A 22345-nucleotide genomic window follows, 5' to 3' on the forward strand; every position below is an offset into this window, starting at 1 on the left:
ACTACCTCATTTCCTACTGGTTTAAAAGCAGCTTATCTATATCAATCAATGTTACTATTCTGTCCTTGAAATTAACTATTCCTTTGACATATGCTTTTTTACTATCGTCATCAAGTTTTTCTATAAGTTCTTCTTCTACTTCTAAAACTTCATCAACTTGATCTACAGTTATGCCAACCAATTCTTCTTCAATATTTAATATTATTATATTATTTTGTTCCTTTTCTCCTTTATCAATATCTAAAAGTAGATTTATATCTAAAAGTGAAATGATATTTCCTCTTAGGTTAATAAGCCCTTTTATATGGTACGGAGCATTAGGAACCTTGGTAATTTCCATAGTATCATTTATACTTTGAACTCTATCAGTTTCAACTGCAAATTGCTCATCCTTAAGTTTAAAAATAACCACCTGCATTTGCTCACCCCCGTTTTTTAGTTTTTTAGTTAAGAGTTTTTTAATTTTTTAGTTGAAGGTGAAATTCCCTTTAGGGAATTTCCTCAATGACTAAAAATCTAAAATACTAAAGCACTAAAAACTCTATTACCCAATTACCTTTTTAATTGCTTCTAGAACTCTGTCTGCTTGGAATGGCTTTACTATAAAATCTTTTGCTCCTGCTTTTATAGCGTCCATAACCATAGTTTGTTGTCCCATGGCTGAGCACATTACTATTTTTGCACTAGGATCCATAGCCTTTATTTCCTTTACAGCTTGTATTCCATCCATATCAGGCATGGTGATATCCATAGTCACTACATCAGGTCTTTCTTTTTTATATAATTCTACAGCCTTAATTCCATTATTTGCTTCTCCTATTACTTCATATCCATTCTTTTCTAGAATGTCCTTTATCATCATTCTCATAAAAGCAGCGTCATCAACGATTAATACTTTTGCCATTTTATTCCCTCCAAAATTACATTACTCCTAATGAATTTAATATTCTTTCTAATGATCCGGGCATAGGTATATAATAAAAATGCCCTTGTATTTTTTCATTGTCTTGTAAAAAAACTGTTTCCATATCTAGGACAAACTCATCAAATTGTCCTGATTCAATAAATGTTGTTGATAGTATTGCACCAAGCATATCATATGTTACAGCTGGTACTGATGGTATTATAGTTAGATTTGTAAATCTTGCTATAGCATTCATAAAAGCAGCTGATATTATATTTCCTATTTCTGATATAACAGAGCTACCCATTTCACTTAAATCCTCTTCTCTCCTGCCAATTAATAATTCAATCATATCAATTGCAGTTTCCTTTTCAAAGACAAACAATATATTTCCCGGAGTATCTCCAAGCACTCTTATCAAAACTCCGAAAACTATTTCCTCCCCTGCAATACCTGAAAATATCTCATCAAAGGGTACAATGTTTATATAGGGCACTGCCATATCAATTTTTTTATTTAATAGCTGCGAAAGAGCTGTAGCTGCATTACCAGAACCTATATTTCCAACTTCCTTTAAAGCATCTAATTGTATTGGTGTAAAGTTGTTGTAAGACATATTTATCCTCCTTATATTAAAGCAGAAACATCAAGTATCAATGTAACTAAACCATCACCGAGTATTGTAGCCCCAATATACTCTTTCATTCCTTGAAGAGTTTTTCCCAGTGGTTTAATTACTATCTCCTGTTGACCTAAAAGTGAGTCTACCATAAGTCCCACATTCTTTCCTCCAACTTTAACAATAACAGTATATTTCTTATTTTCTGATAGAGCTTCCACTTTTAACTCTTTATTCAATCTAATAAGAGGAATTACATTTCCATTGTAAATTATTACTTCTTTATTATTAGATTTTTTAACTGAGTCTTCTGTAAAATCAATAACTCTATCTATATATCCTAAGGATATAGCCATGGTTTCACTTCCAACTTTAACAAGTAAAGCTTGGATTATTTGAAGAGTAAGAGGTAATCTTATTATAAAAGCTGAACCCTTTCCTTTTTCACTTGTTACTTCTACAGTGCCGCCTAAGGATGAAATTTTAGTTTTCACTACATCCATGCCAACGCCTCTACCAGATATATCCGTTACTTGTTCATTAGTGCTAAAGCCTTGAAGGAATATCAAATTTATTATATCTTTATCTGTCATGCCTTCTGTGGCAATGCCTAGTCTCTCTGCTTTGGCCTTTACTTTTGCAACATTTATACCTTCTCCGTCATCTTCAACTTTTATAACAGCCTTAGTACCTTCTTGATAAGCAATTAATCTTATCTTTCCTACTGGCTCCTTGCCTTTAGAAGTTCTTTCTTCTCTAGATTCAACTCCATGGTCTGCAGCATTTCTTATTAAGTGTATCAAGGGTTCTCCTATTTCGTCAATAACGGTTCTATCTAGCTCCGTATCTTGCCCTTGAATTATTAATTCCATTTCTTTTCCTAGCTCCACAGAGAGGTCTCTCACCATTCTAGGGAATCTATTAAATACTACATCTAATGGTAACATTCTTATTTTCATAACTAGATCTTGCAAGTCTGATGTAGTTCTAGCAACTTGTTCTAGGGTTTCATTTAAATCTTTTAATTTATAATTTAAGCTTATTTGTTCTAACCTAGTTCTATTAATAACAAGCTCTGACACCATATTCATAAACTTATCTAATCTTTCTAAGTCAACCCTAACAGACTGATGTTGCTTTTTAACAGTAGTTTCCTTTGTTTTAACTTCTTTTACCTTAATCTCATTTTTAATTTTTTCTTCTATTTTTTCTTCAACCTTATCTGCTATTATTTCCTCTGCCTTTTCAGTTACTTTTTTAGATTGTTCAGCCTTAATATTTATATTATCGACTAAAACTTTATCAACTTCAGATATATTCATCAATGAGCTATATATTTCTTCTTTTTTTCTATTAGAAACATATACTAGGCTTATTTCTAATTCAAAATTTTCATTTTCAATATCCTCTGTACTTGGGGATGATTTTATAATTTCGCCGAAGTCCTCTAAGCTCTTGAAAATTAGAAAAGCTCTCGCTGACTTTAAAAGGGTATTTTCACTTAATTTAATCAAAATATTATAAGTATTAAATCCCTTATCTTGAGCTTGTTTTATAACATTTATATCATATTCATTTAAATTAATATCTTTATTTTTTTCGTCTTCCTCCACAATTTTTTGTGGAGTTTCCTTCATACTTTCTAACTCTAGTATAATTTCCTCAATATATAATTCCTTATCAGAACCTTCTGATATATTGTTCACCATTTGTTCTAAGGTATCAAGGCATTTAAATAAAACTGTAACAACTTTTTCTGTAACATTAAGTTGACCATCTCTAAATTCTGAAAGCACATCCTCCATTTTATGAGTTAATTCTGCCATTTGATTGAACCCCATGGTGGCGGCCATTCCTTTTATAGTGTGAGCAACTCTAAAGATTTCATTAAGCTTATCTATATCTTCTGGTTCTTGCTCTAGCTGTAGCAAGGATTCATTTAAAGTCTGAAGATTGTCCATGGACTCTTCTAAAAACATTGACATATATTGTGATGTATCCATTATATTCCCTCCTTAAACCTTTCTGTATATAAAGGTCGAAGCCTTATCAAATCCGAAATCTTTGTAATTATAAATACTTTCTGTAGCACCAACAAATAATAATCCACTTTTCTTTAATGACCCATGAAACTTTCTATAGATATCATCTTTTATATCTTGATTAAAATAAATTACTACATTTCTGCATACTATTAAATCAAAATCAGTTTCATATTTATCAAGTATTAAATCATGTTTTTTAAAGGTTACAATGCTTTTTATCTTATTATCAATTACATAATTTTCGCCTTGTTTTTTAAAATATTTATTTAACTGGTCATTTTTAATATTTTTTATTTCAGATTCTGAGTATTCTCCCCTTTTAGCCCTCTCTAAAATTCCTTTATCTATATCTGTAGCTATTATACTATGTCTTCCTCCTGGTGCAATTTCATCTAATATCATAGCTATGGAATAAGGCTCTGCACCTATGGAGCAAGCTGCACTCCATATTTTCAAGTTTTTATTAAGCGGGAGAAGTTCATCTTTTATTTTGTTTCTCAATTCATTAAAAATATCTGGATTTCTAAAAAATTCTGTTACATTGATAGTTATAAAATCTAAAAACTTTTCCCTTTGACCTGCATCTTTTTTTAATAAATTTATATATTCATCTACTGAGTTAACACCAATCCTAGACATTAAACTTAATATCCTTCTGTGCAGTTGGGTAGGTTTATACGCTTTTAAATCTATTCTAAACTCTTTATAAACCCACTCTTTAAAGTATTCTAAGTCCATAACTTACCTCCAATTTTCTTTAACCAGCCTTACTATTTCTCCTGAAATATTATGTAGTGGTAAAACTAAATCTACCATCCCAGTTTCAAAGGCAGCCTTAGGCATTCCATATATAATTGCAGTGGATTTGTCTTCTGAAATTGTAGTTCCACCTTTCTCTTTTACCCTTAGTGTTCCTTCTGCTCCATCCTTACCCATCCCTGTAAGTACAACACTTAAAAGCTTGTCCTTATATATATTAGCAGCGGATATAAATAATTTATCTGCAGCAGGTCTTACTCCCCAAAGGGTTGGATCTGTGTTTAAATGAATTTTTTTATCAACTCCTACCTCCATATGAAATCCACCTGGTGCCACATAGACTACATTTTTTTCGATAGGCATTCCCTCTTCGCCTTCAACTACCTTAAGCTCACTATTACTATTTAATCTATCAGCAAAAGCTTTTGTAAAAGTTGATGGCATATGCTGTACTACAAACACTGGCACATCTAAATCCTTTGGCAAATTTGTAATAACTGAGTGTAAAGCCTTGGGTCCTCCTGTGGAAGCTCCGATAACCACAGCTTCTATTTTATTAAAGGATTTTCTTTTGCTCTCAATTGCTGTTATCGTTAGTTCATTAGAATATTTTTTTATATCCTTTTCATCACATCCAAATTCGCATTTTTCAAAGGCTAGGTTTATTTTAGTTATTAAATCATCTTTTACCTTTTTAATATCTAAAGAAATAGCTCCTGACGGTTTAGGAATAAAATCAAAAGCTCCTCCTTCTAGGCATTCTATGGTTAACTCTGATGATTTTTTTGAAAAACTACTTAAAACAATTACAGGGATAACTATTCCCTTTATTTTTAATTCTTTTAATGCAGTAATTCCATCCATGATAGGCATTTCTACATCTAGAGTAATTACATCTGGTTTAATGATTTGTAGCTTATCCATTAAATCCTTACCGTTTCTTGCTGTATTTATTACTTCCATGTTTACTTCGCTGTTTATCATATCTGAAATAATTTTCCTCATTAGTGCAGAATCATCAACTACAAGAACCTTAATTTTCTTCAAAGCCTATCAACTCCATTACAATTCTTTTATTCCAAGTCCTACGGTTTTTATTTGTACTGAGCCACTTATAGTTTCTAGTACCATAGTTCTTCCTTTATTGCCACCAACATCTTCTCCTAATAAAGGAATGGACAGTTCTTTTAATTTCTTTTTTACTGCAGTGGTGTTTCTATTTCCTATATCCATTATTAAATTTTTATCAGAAAAATTAAACATAGAGGCACCCCCTGCTATTTTTGCAATTAAATTTCTTTTTACTGCTCCTTTACGCTCCATTTTTTCAATTAATATTGGAATACCCAAATCTGCAAATTTTAATGGATTGGTTACACTTGAAAACAACGTACTATCCGGTAGCATTATATGCAGCAATCCCCCTACTAAATTTTGTTTATCGTATAATGCAATACCAATACATGATCCAAGCCCTACTGTTATAATTTTATCTGGAGAAGAAGCAATATCTAAATCTGCAATTCCCACTCTATATTCTTTAACATCCATAGTATGCACCTTTCACTATTTATTTTGAGATTAGGACTTTCTCTTCCTCTGTAAGAATGGAGCCTAGCTTAAGGAATATTATTATTTTTTTATCTATTTTAATAAGTCCTTTTATGTATCTTTTTGATATTCCTCCTACAATGGCTGGTGCTTCTTCAATCTTGTCTAAATTTACATCTCTTACTTCTGATACAACATCTACTACTATTCCAATCTTTTCATCTTTCTGTTTTGCTACAATTATTTTTTCATCTTTATTTACCCCTTTTATAGGTAAGTTAAATTTTTTAGTAAGAGATATTATAGGCAAAATATTGCCTTCGTAATTAATAACACCTTCTAAAAAATTCGGAGAATCTGGAAGCTTAGTTGGCTCCTCAAATCCAAGAATTCTCTCCACTTCCATTATATCTGTAGCATAGTATTCATCGTTAATACTAAAGATTAAAACTTTTATTTCTTTCCCTACCATAAAAACCCTCCTACAATATGAATCTGTCTACTATTAAATCACCTTTATTATCTAGGTATGCATGTACATCTTTACTAGGGACTTCAAGCAAGAATTCTCTTTGTCCAATAGTAAAAATAGTGTTTTGATACGCAACCTTTGCCCATATATTCCCTTGATCATTGACAATAAGCTTTGTGGTAACTCCTCCTACACTACCTACTATCCCACACTTTATTTCATTTTTCGCTCTGAGCATTCCTCCCCTAACCACACTATTTTCTTTTGTAAAATATATACTATCATTTGCATTTATTGAAGAAATATATGAACCTTTACCATTTACATATATATTTCCAGTACTATTTACTTCACAATCTTGACAATAATTTATTTGCACGTTTACAGGAAGTGACAATTCTTCTTTTAATTTGTTTATTTTTTTAGTAATTAGGTCGTTTAAATTCTCTAGTTCTTTGATACTTCTTATATTTATCGGCCCTAGTCCTAACAACTTTCCTTTTATTATAGGAAGTATTTGTTCTTCTGCTTCTACATCCTCGTTTAGTTTTATATCTTTTATAATTTGAAAACAAAGTTTAGGGATATTTTTATACTTTGTTTCTATTAAAACTTTTACTATTTCTCCATCTTTTCTTTTATTATTCATTATATCGTATTTTTTTATATCTTCTACATTTTTAACGATGCCTTGTATGCTATTAAATATTTCTGTTAGTTTATCTATGTAATTAACTTTAGAAACATCCTCTCCTCCACCAATAATGTTAGAGGCTATTGCATTTCCACCAATACTAATATCTCCCTTACCTTTTATCAAGGATCTATCCACATGTTTTGCTATAGCAATAGAGTTATCTGCTATTACTTCCATACCTTCTTTTACACTACCATGTATAACTACATCCCCTATAAACTTAACGTTTCCTGTAGTTAAATCTATATCTCCTCTAACCTCATGAAGTTTATTTACATAAAACACATTATTTTTTGTGCTAGGTTTTCCTTCAATAGTTGCGATTACAGTATTATTATCTTTAAGAAGGCATCCTTGTCCAACCTTTAAATATAGCTTTTTACCTGGCTTATGTTTAATTGTATTACCAAAAATATTTTTACCGTCTCTTCCTGGCTCTCCTGCTTTTCTAATTCCTATTATGTCATTTTCCAACACAGATTTTATTGAGCAAATATTTCTAAAATCTACGTTACCCTTATCGTCTTCGATTAGCTTTAGTAAGTTTTCATCCATGGGAAACTTATATTCAATTGCATCATCTTTACCATTAATAGTCTTATCTCCATTAGCAATTAGAATATTACTGCAATTTATTTCTACATTATTTTTGATATTCTCTTCTATTATACCATAAATAATTCCCATTTTAGATAATTCTTCTTTTACTTCATTAAAATTGTATATTGGTGGCATAATTTCACTTTCTATTTCTTTTTCAATTGTTAGCTCATTCACATCTTCAGAATCTTTAAGTTTATATTTTCTTTCAGGAATATATTGAATTTCCATATACGCCTCTAATTTATCTTCACTAACTTTGATTTTTAAATGTCTTTCAGCTTTTTCCTCAGGAAAAACAACTTCTATAAGAGAATGTTCAAAAACTTTTACTTTATTTTTTACTATCTCTCCATCAACTTTTAAAATCAAACCTTCCTCAGCCATAAGAAAAGCAGCTTCTCCTTCTGCTATAGGATTAGTTACAATAATATTATTGTTTTCAATCTTAGCCTTCCCTTGAGTCTCTTCATTAGTAATTACTACGGAAATTACAACCTCTTTTTTAAAAAAACTACTTTTCTCTTTTATAATTTCATATTTTATATCTTCTTTTTCTAAATTCAGAGATTTACTTGCCTCTTCTAAACATTCTTCAATACTTACCCCTTTGAACAGTGTTTGCATATAAACCATCCCCCAATACAAAAAAATTATCGTATTAATCCTCTATTTTCTTAACTAATACTTTTATTTTTTATATAATTTATTATCATTCCACTATACAAGTGCATCACTTTTTTTATTAACACGTTTTCAGCAGATGCTATTTTAAATCCATTTACTTCTTTTACTGGAAGTATATCAAAGGGAGTACTTGTTAGAAATATACCTTGAATCTCACTTAATTCATCTTCTTTTATATTTCTTTCTTCCAATTGAATATTAGCTTCCTTACAAATTTCTAGTACAATACCTCTTTTAGTTCCAGGTAACACATCCTTAATAGGAGTGGTAATTATCTTGCTATCCTTAACTATAAATACATTGGATTTGCTTCCTTCTGTTATGTACCCATTTCTATCCACGAGTAAAGCTTCAAATATGTCCTTTTCTTTCATAAACTTATCTAAATCCATTCTAAAATCCATATTTAATACCTTTGCATTAGGATTATCTCTTTCTCTTTTATATGTCCATATAGAAACTCCTTCACTAAAATCCTTTTCACTTGGAAAAACTACTTCTTCAAAGAAAGCTAGAAATACTTTTTCATCAAAATTCAATACGAATTTTAGACTTCCTTCCTTAACTTCATTCTTTAAAATTATTTTATTTAATGCTTTTTCTATGTATTCATCCTCAACCCATAAGCTTAAACTGGTTAATTTAGCTGAATTATGAAGTCTCTTTATATGTCTTTCCAAAAATAAAGGAACCCCTTCTTTTACTTTTATTACTTCATAAAGACATTTTCCATTCTTTAATAAACTTTCATCAAAAAGTTCTATTTCCTTCATATCATCATTTAATATGAAGCTATTAAATTTCATCATATTTTCACCTCCCTATTTCCATTTTAATATTTGAATTTCTGTATGATCTTTTTTATAGTTTATCAATCTTGGGTTTCCTACTATTTTAAATAAAGGTAAATCTGATAAGGAGTCAGAGAACATATATGAATTTTCATAGTCCACTTCTATATCTTCTTCTTTTAAATATTCTATTAACCTATTTACTTTCTCTTCACCCTTGCAATTTTCCCCTTGAATTTTTCCATAGTACTTCCCATCTTTTAATGCAAATCTGGTTCCAATGATTTTGTCTACATAGGGTATATTATAAAATTCGAAGAGATAAAACTCCGCAGAAGCAGATATTAAATATATTTTATACCCTTTATCTTTAAAATCTTTCATAATATCCATGGCATCTTTATAAAGTATTTTACTAAGCCTTTCACTATAGAACTCTTTTACCGCCTCTTTCATTTCTTCATGGTCTATAGCTTCAATAAACGACAAAAAGTTTTCTTTAGCCTTTCCTGCGTCATATATTTTTAAAATGTACAAGAATCCTGATTTTAAACTTCTCGGCAAATACTTAATTAATCCAGGCTTTTTCTTTAGCATAAACCTATAAAATTCAATTGAAGTTTCTCTTTTAGTTAAAGTGAAATCTATATCAAATATAGCTAATTTTACTTTTTCCTTAGTCAAATCTATGACCTCCTATACTCTTATATATTTTATTATATATTATTTCTAAACTTTTACTATATATAATACAAATTATTGAATAAAAATTATAATTATAATAAAAAAAATAGAGTAAATTAACATTTACTCTATTTTATCTGAACTATTCTTCTGTATTTGTTAATGTTTGATAGTAATTAGTTACTTCATCGAACTCTTCATCCTCTGGAACAACTAATTCACTATTTTCTTCATCTCCAACTACTTTAAATAAATATACTGAACCATCTTCTGGATTTTGTACTAGTACATATTCATTATCCTTATACTCAAATCCGTCCACAACCTCACAGGTTACGATGTTTCCGTTTTCGTCTTCTAAATCAACTAAAAGCGCTTCGTGATCATGTTCTTCACAACCACATCCACAATCATGATTTGATTCCTCAGAACCACAAGTTGATTCTTCACAACCGCAACCGCAGCCATTTATTTTATCTTTATCCATATTTATCCCTCCTTTTAGGTTATGTTCTAATTGTACCCTTATTTTATCCTTTTTAAAAGAGTTTTTTATAAATACTTTAATAATTTTTCATAATTTCCATACAAAAGGAGACCCTTAGGCCTCCTTTTATGGTTTATTATTTATACTGAGCTAATCTTACGTAGCTTTCATATCTTTCTTTTGCATCTTCTTCAGTCTTAGCAAATAATGCATCTGCTACTTCTGGGAATGCTTTCTTTAAGGATGAGTATCTAACTTCACCCATTAAGAAATCTTGAAATTTGCTCCAATCTGGTTCTTTTGAATCAAGAACGAATGGATTCTTTCCTTGCTCCTTAAGAGTTGGGTTAAATCTATACATCTGCCAGTATCCAGCTTCAACAGCTCTCTTCTGTTCAGTTTGGCTTCCTGCCATACCAATCTTTAATCCTTGGTTAATACATGGAGCATAACCAATAACTAATGATGGTCCTGGATATGCTTCAGCTTCTTGAATAGCTTTTAGAGTCTGGTTCTTATCAGCACCCATAGCTATTTGAGCAACATATACGTATCCATAGCTCATAGCCATCATTCCAAGGTCTTTCTTCTTAGTTCTCTTACCAGATGCAGCAAATTTAGCTATAGCAGCAGTTGGAGTTGATTTTGAAGATTGTCCTCCTGTATTTGAGTAAACTTCTGTATCAAATACAAATATATTAATGTCTTCTCCGCTAGCTAAAACGTGGTCAACTCCACCGTATCCGATGTCATAAGCCCATCCGTCTCCACCGAAGATCCATTGTGATTGTTTTACTAAGAAGTTCTTGTTTTCTACCATGAATTTAACTGCTTCATTATTTTCTTTTTCAGCTTCTAATAATGGAAGTAGTTCATTTGTAGCTTTCCTTGAAGCTTCTCCTACAGTAAATGTATCTAACCAGTTTTGTAATGCAGCCTTTAAAGCTTCGCTTACATTTGCAGCTAAAGCTTCTTTAGCCATTTCAGCAAGTTTTGCTCTTAATTGGTTAACACCAAGAGCCATACCTAATCCGAATTCAGCGTTGTCTTCGAATAAGGAGTTAGCCCAAGCTGGTCCTTGTCCTTTTTCATTCTTAGTATATGGAGTTGATGGAGCTGATCCTGCCCAGATTGATGTACAACCAGTAGCGTTAGCTATCATCATTCTATCTCCAAATAATTGAGTTATTAATCTTGCGTAGGAAGCTTCTCCACAACCTGCACAAGCTCCGTTGAACTCAAGAAGTGGTTGCTCAAACTGGCTACCTTTTATTGACATTTTGTTCATTGGGTTTTCTTTCTTGCTTAATGTTAAAGCATATTCCCAATTATTTTGTTCTGCTAACTGAGTTTCAGTTGGCTTCATGATAAGAGCTTTTCCTGGAGCTGGACAAATGTCAGCACAGTTTCCGCAACCTGTACAATCAAGTGGAGTAACTGTTATTCTGAATTTTAATCCTGCAAAGGATGGTCCGCCCTTAGCATCTACCATGTTAAATCCTTCTGGAGCATTAGCAGCTTCTTCTGCATTTGCTAAGAATGGTCTAATTACTGAGTGAGGACAAACATATGAACATTGGTTACATTGAATACATTTGTCTATTTGCCACTCTGGTACGTTAACAGCTATTCCTCTCTTTTCGAAAGCTGCTGTTCCGTGTGGTAATGTACCATCTTCTATTCCATTAAATGTTGAAACTGGTAAGGAATCTCCTTCTTGTCTGTTGATAACATCAACCACATTCTTTATGAAATCTGGTCTCTTTGAATTATCTTCAGCATATCCTTCAGTTGTTGTTTTCCATGATTCTGGAATTGTAACTTCATGTAATTTGCTTATTCCTACTTCAACTGCAGCCTGGTTCATGCTAACAACTTTTTCACCCTTATTTCCATAAGAAGCAACTATAGCATCTTTTAAATACTTAACAGCATCTTCTAGTGGGATTATGTTAGCTAACTTGAAGAATGCAGATTGCATTATCATGTTAATTCTTCCGCCAAGACCAATTTCTTGAGCGATTTTAACTGCGTTTAGTGTATAGAATTTGATGTTGTTATTAGCAATAAAGTTTTTCATTTCTGCTGGTAACTGAGCATCTAATTCTTCATCACTCCAAATACAGTTAAGTAAGAATGTACCATTCTTCTTTAATCCTTTTATAACATTGTATTTGTGAACATAAGATTGATTATGACAAGCAACGAAATCTGCCTTATTTATTAAATATGGGCTCTTTATTGCCTTTTTACCAAATCTTAAGTGGGATACTGTTATACCACCAGATTTCTTTGAGTCATAATGGAAGTATGCTTGAGCATACATGTCTGTATGGTCTCCAATGATTTTTATAGCAGTCTTGTTTGCTCCAACAGTACCGTCTGATCCAAGTCCCCAGAACTGACAAGCTGTTGTTCCAACTGGAGTTGTATCTACATCTGGTCCTAATGGTAATGATGTAAATGTTACGTCATCAACTATACCAACTGTAAATCCATCTTTTGGACATTTTTCTTTTAAGTTATCAAATACTGCTATCATATGTCCTGGAACTGTGTCCTTTGAACCTAATCCGTATCTTCCACCAACGATAACTGGTCTTATATCTGAATTATAGAATGCAGATTTAACATCTAAGTATAATGGCTCTCCTATTGAACCTGGTTCTTTAGTTCTGTCAAGAACAGCTATTTTCTTAACTGTTTTTGGCATAGCTTTAAAGAAGTGCTCTAATGAGAATGGTCTATATAAGTGAACTTTTACTAAACCAACTTTTTCTCCTTGAGCCATTAAGTAATCAATAGTTTCTTCGATACAGTCACAAACTGATCCCATAGCTATTATTACTCTATCAGCATCTTCTGCTCCATAGTAGTTAAATAATTTATAATCTCTTCCAGTTAATTTGTTGATTTCATTCATGTAGTACTCAACAGTTTCTGGAACTGGTGTATAAAATTTATTTGAAGCTTCTTTACCTTGGAAGAATATATCTGGGTTTTGAGCTGTACCTCTAGTTACTGGATTGTTTGGATTTAAAGCTTTTGCTCTAAATGCCTTTACAGCATCCATATCAACTAATTTAGCTAACTCATCATATTCTAACACTTCTATCTTTTGTACTTCGTGTGAAGTTCTAAATCCATCAAAGAAGCTCATAAATGGAATGCTAGTTTTTATAGTTGCTAAGTGAGCAACTGCAGCTAAGTCCATAACTTCTTGAACACTGCTTTCAGCAAGCATAGCAAATCCAGTTTGTCTTGCAGACATAACGTCGGAGTGATCTCCGAAAATGTTAAGTGCATGAGTTGCAAGTGCTCTAGCACTTACATGGAATACTGATGGTAAAAGTTCTCCAGCAATTTTGTACATATTAGGAATCATAAGTAATAATCCCTGTGATGCTGTGTATGTAGTAGTTAAAGCTCCAGCCTGTAATGAACCATGAACCGCACCAGCAGCACCTGCTTCTGATTGCATTTCCATTAATTTTACAGGTTGTCCAAAAATATTTTTCTTTCCTTGCGCAGCCCACTCATCAACATGTTCTGCCATTGGGGATGAAGGAGTTATTGGGTAAATAGCTGCTACATCAGTAAAAGCATAGGATATATATCCAGCAGCAGTATTACCATCCATAGTCTTCATTCTTCTCATTTAAAAATTCCCTTCTTTCTATATATTTTTGATATTTATTTTAATATTAAAAATAAACAATTAAACAGCATAAAATAATGCATAATAATTTCTCTGCATTACCACTCTATAAAAGTTTGTTTTAAAATTAACAATCTTTCAATACTATACCATACTTATATATATACTATAAAAGTTGAATTATGTAAAATATTTTTTCATTTAAACCTTTGCAAAGTTATTATAACACATTTTTTTTTATTGTTGTACACTTTTTTAAACTTTTTAAATAAATAAATTGTTTTTCAAAAAATTGGGTTAGTTTGTTACAATATTGCAAATATTCTTAATTATTATTTTAACAATCTAATGAGGCTACCCTATAGAATAGCCTCATTATTACTTATTATTTTCCTAATAATTCTCCTAGGTTTTTAGCATTTTCTATTTCTTCATCTTTTGGAGCTTCTTGAACCACTAATTTTCCAACTATATTAAATCCGTATTCTACCATTAGCTTTTCCCAACTCTCCATAAACTTTCCATCATCCCAACCATAAGAGCCAAATAATACAGTTGGCTTATTTTCCATATTTAACTCTTTAAAATTCTTTAAAAATGGTGCCATTTCCTGTTGTTCTACCTGATTATTATCCATAGATGGACTTCCAAAGGCAACTGCATCAGCTTTTAAAACATCTTCAACTTTAGCATACTTTACTTGGTTTATAGAAACTTCTGCCCCTACTCTTTCAGCGCCTAGTTTAATATTTTCAGCTAAAACCTCTACATTACCACTACCGCTCCAATATATAATTGAAACTTTTTTCATGAAAAACACCTCTTTCTATTAATTAATAATAAATATTCTTAAATATAGACTATTAATTATATATTATAACAATTTATAATATTATTCAACAATTAAATAACAATATTTAGTCTATATACTTATATTTTCTATCAAATTTATAATATTATCCACACCATTTTTTATTGGACTTTTATTCATATTCAATGTATATTTTTCTTTATTTTCATAGAGAAGATTAATTTCATTTTTCAATTTCTCTCCTGTAAGTTTTTCCTCTTCAATTACTACGCTATATCCACTTTTTTTGAAGGACGCCGCGTTTAAAATCTGGTCTCCCCTACTGGATTTTTTCGATAGGGGGATTAATATATTAGGCTTCTTCAGTGCTAGTAGTTCAAAAATAACATTAGCTCCTGCACGAGATATAACTAAATCAGCGCCTTGCATAAAATGGGCTAATTCTTCCTTTACATATTCAAACTGCTTATATCCTTCTTTTCTTACTAAAGCTTTCTCTAAATTCCCCTTACCGCAAATGTGTATTATATTGTATCTTAACAATAATTCATCTAATATTTCTCGTATAGAATCATTAATAACCTTAGAGCCAAGACTTCCTCCTATTATCAACAAAATTGGTTTATCTTCTTTAAATTCACAAATTTTTATAGCCTCGGATTTTTTACCTTTGAATAACTCTTCTCTAATTGGTGTTCCCGTGAGTACTCCCTTATCTCCTTTTAAATTTTTTAATGATTCAGGAAAGGTTACACATATTTTACTACAGTATGGCATTGAAAGCTTATTTGCAAGACCCGGAGTTATATCTGATTCATGGGCTATAACTGGAATCTTATTTAAATACGCGCCAATAACCACCGGAACAGCTACAAAACCTCCTTTAGAAAATACTACATTCGGTTTTATCTTCTTAATTATATTTTTTGCTTGCCATATACCCTTAATTACTTTTATTGGATCTGTAAAATTTTTTATATCAAAATATCTTCTTAGTTTTCCACTGGATATTTCATGATATCTTATATTTTCTCCTAAAACTAAGTTTTTTTCTATACCTTCCTTTGTTCCAATATATTCAACTTCATATCCTAAATCCTTTAATTTAGGTATTAATGCTAAATTAGGAGTAACATGGCCTGCTGTACCGCCACCTGTAAGTATAATTTTCTTTTTCTTCAATTAAATCTACCACCTTTAGCTATCTCTCAATTTATATATATTTTATATTATTCAAATAGGTGTGTCCAATGTTATATGTTTTAATATTTTTTATATAATATTCAATAAAGTGCACAATATGGCAGAGTGCCCTTCAATATCCTAATATAAATTAGGTAAAAAAGGTTAATATAATAGTACCAAATTAAAAAGGAGGTTTTAACAATGGCAAACAGAAGTAGTAATAGAATATTAGTACCAGAAGCTAGAGAAGGTCTTAACAGATTTAAGATGGAAGCAGCTAGAGAAGTTGGGGTAAACTTAACTGAAGGCTATAATGGAAACCTTACTTCTAGAGAAAATGGTTCCGTTGGTGGACAGATGGTTAAAAGAATGGTAGAATCCTACCAGAAAAATAACCTATCAAAGTAGTTTGAGTAATAGTTTTAGGCATATAGTGTAAAATCTATATGCCTAAAATTTTTTAGTTTACTAATATATATCTGACATTTCTATAGTTATTAAATCATCAAAACTTTCATTAATTGTAACTAATTGTGGTTCATTAGTGTTTATTTTAGAATATCTTCCAAATTCTAAAATAAATTCCGAGCCTTCACCTTTCTTACTTTTAACTTTAATATCTCCTTCCATACACTCCACAAATTTTTTAACTACAGTTAGACCTAGTCCTAAGCCCTCTGCCCCTCTAGTTAGTCCATTGTTTAATTGCAAGTACCTATTAAAAATATTATCTATATCTTCTTTCGCTATTCCTAATCCTTCATCCCTTACATGAACTTCAAATATATCCTTTCTTAAAATTAAATCAACATAGATATTTTTATTTTCCCTAGTATATTTTATGGCATTTGAAAGTAAATTTAGCAGTATTTTTATATACTTTTCCTTATCAATTACCACATCATACTCTTCTTCATTAGTGTCAAAAATTATATTTATTCCTTTTTTTCTTGCATAGTAATATACAGAGTTAACAATTAATTCACTCTCCATAACTATATCAAATTGCTGATTATTTATTTTCATTAACCCCGCATCGAAAGCCGAAATATCCATTACATTATTTGTAAGTTTCAGTAGTCTGCTGCAATTTTGGTTTATTCTTTGCAATGTTACATCTAAATTTAAAGTAAGTTCTTCTTTATAAATATCATAAGCTAATTGCAGTGCCGAGTAAATTATAGTTAAAGGCGTTCTTAATTCATGTGAAACTACAGTAAAAAACTCATCCTTTAATTTATTTACTTTCTCTAATTCTTTATTTGAATTAATCTCTTCAGTAATATCCAAAATATGTATATATATTCTTTTATAATTGTCTTTATATTTAAAAGGAGTTATTTTAAATTTATAATATTTTTCTTTCCCCGAAATCTTCTCTATATAATATGGAGATATTATCACTTCTTGATTGTTTTTTCCAGCTTTATGTATAGCTTCAACCAAGGTATTTTTAATAAACTCATCAAAGGTTTCATATATTTTTTTACCTATTATTTCCTCACTATCACCTTCAATATATAAAATATTCTTTGCAAATTCTATTCCTAAATTATTTGCAAAACTTACTTTCAAATCAGGATAATCTAAAACTATAACAGGTATACTTAAATTACTTAATGTCCTTTCAATGAATTTCGCTTGATTTTCAGCAATTAATTTATTTATTTTACTATCCGTAATATCTTTTATAGAAATAACAGTGTACAGTAGCTCCCCATTACTTTTTAATATAGGATTACTATTAAATTCTATATATTTAACTTTATTTGTAAAGTTATCTTTAAGCTTCAACACCAAATTTTTAACAGGAGATTTATCCTCAAAAAAATGAGTAACATAATTAGAAATATTAGAATTATTTTCTTCAGTACATATGCTATATTTTTTCAAAATATTATTATAATCTAACAACTCAATCTGTTTCAAATTTAAAATATTACAAGCTGATTTATTACACAAGTTAATTCTAAATTCTTTATCTAAAACCAGAATACCCTCCGATATATTGTTAATTACATCCTTTAAATGCATCAAATGTTGCTTTTCTCTTCGTCTTAGAATTTCAACTACATCACTTTTAGCTTTAAACTCCATTGAAAGAGCAACATACCTATCGATTTCTTCTTTTAAGGCTAAGCACTCTTCTGTATGAACTTGATTTGCAAAAACTTGAACAATTCCTTCATTAAAAGAAAGGTTTAAGTCTACTATCTTTTCTAAAGGTAATTTATATCCCCTTAAATACTCCTCTTTCTTATTTTTCCTAAGAGTATTTATTTTATTTATTAAATCTTTAGGCAATGAATATTCACTGTGATAATTTAGCATTTCCTTCATCTTGCCATTGATATATTTAATCAATAAGCTATCACCTTCTAATATCATTGCACCAAAGGGTACATTGTCAAAACATGTATACATTCTCCCTATCCCCCATACCTATTACCATAAATATATTATAGTTATTATATATCACTTTTATAATAACTCAAAGAACAATTTGACCAAAATTCAGATATTTAAGATTTTTATGAACTAAATCTATAATCAAGTATACGAACCTGTGGTGTGATGTATCCGTTATATTCATTTATAAAAGGGAAAAACACAAAATCCATTTTCAAACCTAAAGGTCTATTTATAAAATTAATATATTCATCGCCATACCTATCTCTTAGTTCCTCTTCAAATTCTATGCCCTTTCCAAAAGCTAATCCATCAATTTTATCAAAGCTACCTTCTATTCTGAATGTAAATTTAATTGTATTTTTATCCTTACCTATGATAGCAATTTTCTCTATATTTATATTTTTCTCTGCAAAAACAGGGGAGCTATTACCCTTTCCAAAGGGTTCTAGCACCCCTAATTTATCTATTAATTTAACCGAAACCTCCCTTAAAGATAGTCTTCTATCGATAGATATCTTAGGTATGAAATCCTCATCTAAGAGACTACAATTATTGTTTAATTTCTTTCTTAATTGGTCTATTTTATCCTTTTGAATGGATAGCCCTGCCGCCATAGGATGTCCTCCAAATCTATCTAGTAACTCCTTACATTTTAACAGTTCTTCAAACATGTTATATCCTTCGATAGATCTACCAGATCCTTTTACGCCCTCTTTTCCTTTAGTCAAAATTATAGTTGGTTTGTTGTATTTTTCTTTAATTCTGCCTGCCACTATCCCCGCAATGCTTTCATGAACCCTCTCCTCATACACTACTAGAATTTTATTATCCCTATATTCTCCAAACTCTATAATCTCACCAACACTATCTACACTTTCCGTTGTAATATCTTGTCTTTCCACATTCAAAAGATGAAGTTTTTTTCCAAGCTCCTCCGCTTTTTCATCTTCTTTCGTGAGCAAAAGTTCTACAGATAACTCTGCAGTTTCCAGTCTACCCGTTGCATTTATACAAGGGCCTAGTATAAATCCAATATGATAGGAAGTCAACTCCTTACCTTCTAATCCAGTAACCTTAATTAAAGATTTTAACCCCTTATTGTTGGTATCTTTTATTAAAGGAAGACCATTTTTTACAATAATTCTATTTTCATCTATTAAATCTACCACATCGCATACAGTACCAATTGCAGCAAATTGTAGTAGATGATAAAGCTCATCCTCCCTTATATTCATTATAGAAAATAGTCCCTGGGCAAATTTTAATGCAATTCCAGCTCCACATAATAGTTTAAATGGGTATTTACAGTCTTCCCTTTTAGGATTTATAACAGCGTGAGCTTCTGGTATTATGTATTTTCGCTCATTATTCTCATCTTCTATAAAAGGTAGTTCATGATGATCTGTTATAACAACCTCCATTCCCAATTCTACCGCTAGCTTTACTTGTTCAATAGCAGAAATACCATTGTCACAACTTATTATTACTTCTGCTCCCTCTTCTTTTAATTTTATTATTCTTTCTCCATTCATGCCATACCCCTCATTTTCTCTATGAGGAATATGATACATAACCTTTCCTCCACATATAGTTATGGCTTTATGCAGAATTACTGTAGAGGTTACTCCATCAGCGTCATAATCTCCATATATAGCTATGGTTTTACCCTTTTCTATAGCTTTCCTTATTATTTCTATTCCTTTATCCATATCCTTCATTAAGAAAGGATCATACATATCGTTTAATGAGGACTTAATAAATCTATCTATATCATAAGGAGTTTTAATTCCTCTATTTGCAAGAATTGTTAAAACTACCTTATCTATTCCTGTGACTTTATTTAATTCATCTATGTTAACATTGTTGCATTTTAGCATCCATCTTCCCTTCAAATTTAATCACCTCTTATTTAGTTTACTAGATATTTAGTTAATAGTTAATAGTTAAAGAAAAAATTCCTCCGAAATTTCTTAATACCCTTATCTACATTTTTAATTTCAGTATTTATATAGCCCTTTTCTCCCTTTGTTGTGTTTTCCGCTCCCTTTAATAGATATTCTATTGAAATATCTATAGCACCTGTTCCTCCAATCAAGAATATTTTTGAGTAATTTTTATTATTTGTAATCAAAGAAACATTATTAAAGTTCTGGTGAGTATGGAATATTAAGCAATACTTTTATGAATAAATTTTACTGATTATATAAAAAATATAGATAACAATTAGGAGGAGATAAGATGAAAGCTTTTTTAAAAAATCAATATGACAAATTAATTCACTATTTAATGGTTTATCCATGTAATTTTGAAATAACAGACCCCGGAAATCCTTACAAGGGTAAAATTGACTATCCTTTAATGTTTTCTCAATATAATAATTTTGTAAATACTCTTATAAATAATGGAGTAAAGGTTCAATTTTTAGACCTAATAAATAGCCCCTCTCAAGTATTTAGTAGGGATATAGGCTTTGTGGTAGGTGATATTTTGTTCATCTCAAAAATGAAAAGTCCTGAGAGAATACATGAACCTGCGGCCTTAATAAAGTTTGCTGAAAAATATAACATCAGAACTTACCATATGCAAAACCATATAGAAGGAGGTGATGTGGTTTTACATGATGAAGTTATGTTTGTAGGTATGAGTAGAAGAAGTACGTTAGAGGCTTGCAGTGAAGTGCAGGAGGTTTTAAATAGTAATAATATTCCTGTCAAAGTTATTCCTATAAACTTTGACAATAAAAAGCTTCACCTTGATTGTGTTTTTAATTCTATAGATAAAGATAGATGCATTCTCTCAAGTTATGTTTATGACACTGACATAATAAAATCCCATTTTAAAAAAGTTATTTCTCTTAAGGATGAAGATGCTGATGTTTTAGCATCAAATTTTGTGTGTCTTGGAAATAATACAATAGTTACAAGCAATAAAACTACAGCAAAACTACTTTTCGAGGAAGGGGTAAATGCTATTTACTCAGATTATAGCGAAGTAATAAAAGCTGGTGGTAGCTTTACCTGTAGCACCTTGCCTATTTTAAGAGAGCATAATTAAAGTTTTTTAGATAACTAGAATTTTAAATTTGACTGATATTCCCTTAGAAGTTAAAATTAATAGAAGAATATATGGTAAAGGCGGTTTTATTATTGGATAAATTACTTTTTGGAATATCAGGTCTTCCCATTGGTGATGGAACTCAAAAATTTACATATAAAAGCGGTATAGAATATTTAAAAAAATTAGGTTTAGATGCCATGGAACTCCCCTTTGTTAGATCAGTAAATATAACAAATAAAAATCAGCATGAGGTACTTAAGAGTAAGATAGATAATGAATTTTATCTTTCTGCTCATGGCTCTTACTTCATCAATTTAAATGCAGTAGAGGAAGAAAAACAAGAAAAATCTTTGGAAAGAATACTGCAAGGTGTACATGGCTTAAAAAAGGTACATGGAAGGAGTCTTGTTTTTCATCCTGGCTTTTACTTAGAAAGTTCAAAGGAAGATACATTTAATAAGATAAAAGAAAACTTATTAAAACTTCCTTACTTAGATGTAGATTATAGATTAGAAACCACCGGAAAAGCCACTCAGTTTGGCTCCTTGGAAGAAATTGTTTCTCTTTGTAAAGAGGTTAAAACATGTAAACCCTGCATAGATTTTTCTCATCTTCATGCTAGATATAATGGTGCCTTAAAAAGCTACGATGATTTTGCTAAAATACTTCAATATATTAAAGATGAATTAGGTTATGAAGCCTTAGAAGATATGCATATACATATATCCGGAATAAATTATGGAGCAAAGGGCGAAAAAAATCATCTTCCCTTTTTAGAAAGTGATTTTAATTTTACTGCTGCTATGAAAGCTTTTAAAACCTTTGACATAAAGGGATGTATTGTTTGTGAAAGTCCTATACTTGAAAGAGATGCTTTATTACTAAAGGACACTTATATATCCTTATAATTAAAAGGAGAGCAAGCA

General features: G+C 30.6%; 20 protein-coding genes. 3 read left to right on the plus strand and 17 right to left on the minus strand.

Going from position 1 to position 22345, the window contains the following annotated elements; all coding sequences use genetic code 11:
- Positions 1-13: 13 nt before the first annotated feature.
- The 15 genes from ABDZ69_RS09205 to ABDZ69_RS09275 all read right to left on the minus strand — a co-directional run bounded on the left by ABDZ69_RS09205 (position 14) and on the right by ABDZ69_RS09275 (position 15947).
- Positions 14-418, minus strand: a complete 405-nt coding sequence (locus ABDZ69_RS09205; RefSeq protein WP_343768995.1) for a chemotaxis protein CheW — start codon at positions 416-418, stop codon at positions 14-16.
- 126 nt (positions 419-544) lie between these two features.
- Positions 545-904: a response regulator gene (locus ABDZ69_RS09210; RefSeq protein WP_343768996.1), complete on the minus strand. Its 360-nt coding sequence runs from the start codon at positions 902-904 to the stop codon at positions 545-547.
- A 16-nt stretch (positions 905-920) separates the two neighbouring features.
- Positions 921-1520: a chemotaxis protein CheC gene (locus tag ABDZ69_RS09215; protein WP_343768997.1), complete on the minus strand. Its 600-nt coding sequence runs from the start codon at positions 1518-1520 to the stop codon at positions 921-923.
- Positions 1521-1531: 11 nt separating this feature from the next.
- Positions 1532-3526 (minus strand): chemotaxis protein CheW, encoded by a 1995-nt coding sequence (locus ABDZ69_RS09220; protein ID WP_343768999.1) that lies wholly within the window; start codon positions 3524-3526, stop codon positions 1532-1534.
- Between the two features lie 12 nt (positions 3527-3538).
- Positions 3539-4306, minus strand: coding sequence for a CheR family methyltransferase (locus ABDZ69_RS09225; RefSeq protein WP_343769000.1), 768 nt, complete (start codon positions 4304-4306; stop codon positions 3539-3541).
- A 3-nt stretch (positions 4307-4309) separates the two neighbouring features.
- Positions 4310-5374: a protein-glutamate methylesterase/protein-glutamine glutaminase gene (locus tag ABDZ69_RS09230; protein ID WP_343769001.1), complete on the minus strand. Its 1065-nt coding sequence runs from the start codon at positions 5372-5374 to the stop codon at positions 4310-4312.
- 15 nt (positions 5375-5389) lie between these two features.
- Positions 5390-5878, minus strand: coding sequence for a chemotaxis protein CheD (locus ABDZ69_RS09235; RefSeq protein WP_343769002.1), 489 nt, complete (start codon positions 5876-5878; stop codon positions 5390-5392).
- A 19-nt stretch (positions 5879-5897) separates the two neighbouring features.
- Positions 5898-6350: a chemotaxis protein CheW gene (locus tag ABDZ69_RS09240; protein WP_343769003.1), complete on the minus strand. Its 453-nt coding sequence runs from the start codon at positions 6348-6350 to the stop codon at positions 5898-5900.
- Between the two features lie 10 nt (positions 6351-6360).
- Positions 6361-8274: a flagellar assembly protein A gene (locus ABDZ69_RS09245; RefSeq protein WP_343769004.1), complete on the minus strand. Its 1914-nt coding sequence runs from the start codon at positions 8272-8274 to the stop codon at positions 6361-6363.
- Positions 8275-8324: 50 nt separating this feature from the next.
- Positions 8325-9143: an aminotransferase class IV gene (locus ABDZ69_RS09250; RefSeq protein ID WP_343769005.1), complete on the minus strand. Its 819-nt coding sequence runs from the start codon at positions 9141-9143 to the stop codon at positions 8325-8327.
- A 12-nt stretch (positions 9144-9155) separates the two neighbouring features.
- On the minus strand, positions 9156-9809 hold the full coding sequence (locus ABDZ69_RS09255) for an HAD-IB family hydrolase (protein WP_343769006.1): 654 nt from the start codon (positions 9807-9809) through the stop codon (positions 9156-9158).
- 142 nt (positions 9810-9951) lie between these two features.
- Positions 9952-10296 carry a DUF1292 domain-containing protein gene (locus tag ABDZ69_RS09260; protein ID WP_343769008.1) on the minus strand — a complete coding sequence of 115 codons (345 nt, stop codon included), beginning with the start codon at positions 10294-10296 and terminating at the stop codon, positions 9952-9954.
- Positions 10297-10432: 136 nt separating this feature from the next.
- Positions 10433-13954 (minus strand): pyruvate:ferredoxin (flavodoxin) oxidoreductase, encoded by a 3522-nt coding sequence (gene nifJ, locus ABDZ69_RS09265; RefSeq protein WP_343769010.1) that lies wholly within the window; start codon positions 13952-13954, stop codon positions 10433-10435.
- Positions 13955-14339: 385 nt separating this feature from the next.
- Complete coding sequence (locus tag ABDZ69_RS09270) at positions 14340-14765, minus strand: flavodoxin (RefSeq protein ID WP_343769011.1); 426 nt, start codon at positions 14763-14765, stop codon at positions 14340-14342.
- A 111-nt stretch (positions 14766-14876) separates the two neighbouring features.
- On the minus strand, positions 14877-15947 hold the full coding sequence (locus ABDZ69_RS09275) for an undecaprenyldiphospho-muramoylpentapeptide beta-N-acetylglucosaminyltransferase (protein WP_343769012.1): 1071 nt from the start codon (positions 15945-15947) through the stop codon (positions 14877-14879).
- Positions 15948-16151: 204 nt separating this feature from the next.
- On the opposite strand from ABDZ69_RS09275, the gene ABDZ69_RS09280 reads away from it, so the two are divergent.
- Positions 16152-16358 (plus strand): alpha/beta-type small acid-soluble spore protein, encoded by a 207-nt coding sequence (locus ABDZ69_RS09280; protein ID WP_343769013.1) that lies wholly within the window; start codon positions 16152-16154, stop codon positions 16356-16358.
- A 60-nt stretch (positions 16359-16418) separates the two neighbouring features.
- On the opposite strand, the gene ABDZ69_RS09285 is transcribed toward ABDZ69_RS09280, so the two are convergent.
- Positions 16419-18374, minus strand: coding sequence for a sensor histidine kinase (locus ABDZ69_RS09285; RefSeq protein WP_343769014.1), 1956 nt, complete (start codon positions 18372-18374; stop codon positions 16419-16421).
- A gap of 107 nt (positions 18375-18481) precedes the next feature.
- A complete protein-coding gene (recJ, locus tag ABDZ69_RS09290; RefSeq protein ID WP_343769015.1) occupies positions 18482-20254 on the minus strand; it encodes a single-stranded-DNA-specific exonuclease RecJ in 1773 nt (590 codons plus the stop codon).
- 346 nt (positions 20255-20600) lie between these two features.
- Here recJ and ABDZ69_RS09295 point away from each other — a divergent pair, with 346 nt between their 5' ends.
- Together ABDZ69_RS09295 and ABDZ69_RS09300 are read left to right on the plus strand one after the other, a co-directional pair.
- Complete coding sequence (locus tag ABDZ69_RS09295) at positions 20601-21416, plus strand: dimethylarginine dimethylaminohydrolase family protein (protein ID WP_343769017.1); 816 nt, start codon at positions 20601-20603, stop codon at positions 21414-21416.
- Between the two features lie 92 nt (positions 21417-21508).
- Positions 21509-22327, plus strand: coding sequence for a TIM barrel protein (locus ABDZ69_RS09300; protein WP_343769019.1), 819 nt, complete (start codon positions 21509-21511; stop codon positions 22325-22327).
- The last annotated feature ends 18 nt before the right edge of the window (positions 22328-22345 follow it).

Source organism: Clostridium malenominatum, from assembly GCF_039521365.1.
Classification (GTDB): Bacteria; Bacillota; Clostridia; order Clostridiales; family Clostridiaceae; genus Clostridium_AW; species Clostridium_AW malenominatum.

Coding starts and splice junctions, on each gene's coding strand:
- ABDZ69_RS09205 (WP_343768995.1), bottom strand. CDS start 418: ATGCAGGTGGTTATTTTTAAACTTAAGGATGAGCAATTTGCAGTTGAA.
- ABDZ69_RS09210 (WP_343768996.1), bottom strand. CDS start 904: ATGGCAAAAGTATTAATCGTTGATGACGCTGCTTTTATGAGAATGATG.
- ABDZ69_RS09215 (WP_343768997.1), bottom strand. CDS start 1,520: ATGTCTTACAACAACTTTACACCAATACAATTAGATGCTTTAAAGGAA.
- ABDZ69_RS09220 (WP_343768999.1), bottom strand. CDS start 3,526: ATGGATACATCACAATATATGTCAATGTTTTTAGAAGAGTCCATGGAC.
- ABDZ69_RS09225 (WP_343769000.1), bottom strand. CDS start 4,306: ATGGACTTAGAATACTTTAAAGAGTGGGTTTATAAAGAGTTTAGAATA.
- ABDZ69_RS09235 (WP_343769002.1), bottom strand. CDS start 5,878: ATGGATGTTAAAGAATATAGAGTGGGAATTGCAGATTTAGATATTGCT.
- ABDZ69_RS09240 (WP_343769003.1), bottom strand. CDS start 6,350: ATGGTAGGGAAAGAAATAAAAGTTTTAATCTTTAGTATTAACGATGAA.
- ABDZ69_RS09245 (WP_343769004.1), bottom strand. CDS start 8,274: ATGCAAACACTGTTCAAAGGGGTAAGTATTGAAGAATGTTTAGAAGAG.
- ABDZ69_RS09250 (WP_343769005.1), bottom strand. CDS start 9,143: ATGATGAAATTTAATAGCTTCATATTAAATGATGATATGAAGGAAATA.
- ABDZ69_RS09260 (WP_343769008.1), bottom strand. CDS start 10,296: ATGGATAAAGATAAAATAAATGGCTGCGGTTGCGGTTGTGAAGAATCA.
- nifJ (WP_343769010.1), bottom strand. CDS start 13,954: ATGAGAAGAATGAAGACTATGGATGGTAATACTGCTGCTGGATATATA.
- ABDZ69_RS09270 (WP_343769011.1), bottom strand. CDS start 14,765: ATGAAAAAAGTTTCAATTATATATTGGAGCGGTAGTGGTAATGTAGAG.
- ABDZ69_RS09280 (WP_343769013.1), top strand. CDS start 16,152: ATGGCAAACAGAAGTAGTAATAGAATATTAGTACCAGAAGCTAGAGAA.
- ABDZ69_RS09285 (WP_343769014.1), bottom strand. CDS start 18,374: ATGTATACATGTTTTGACAATGTACCCTTTGGTGCAATGATATTAGAA.
- ABDZ69_RS09295 (WP_343769017.1), top strand. CDS start 20,601: ATGAAAGCTTTTTTAAAAAATCAATATGACAAATTAATTCACTATTTA.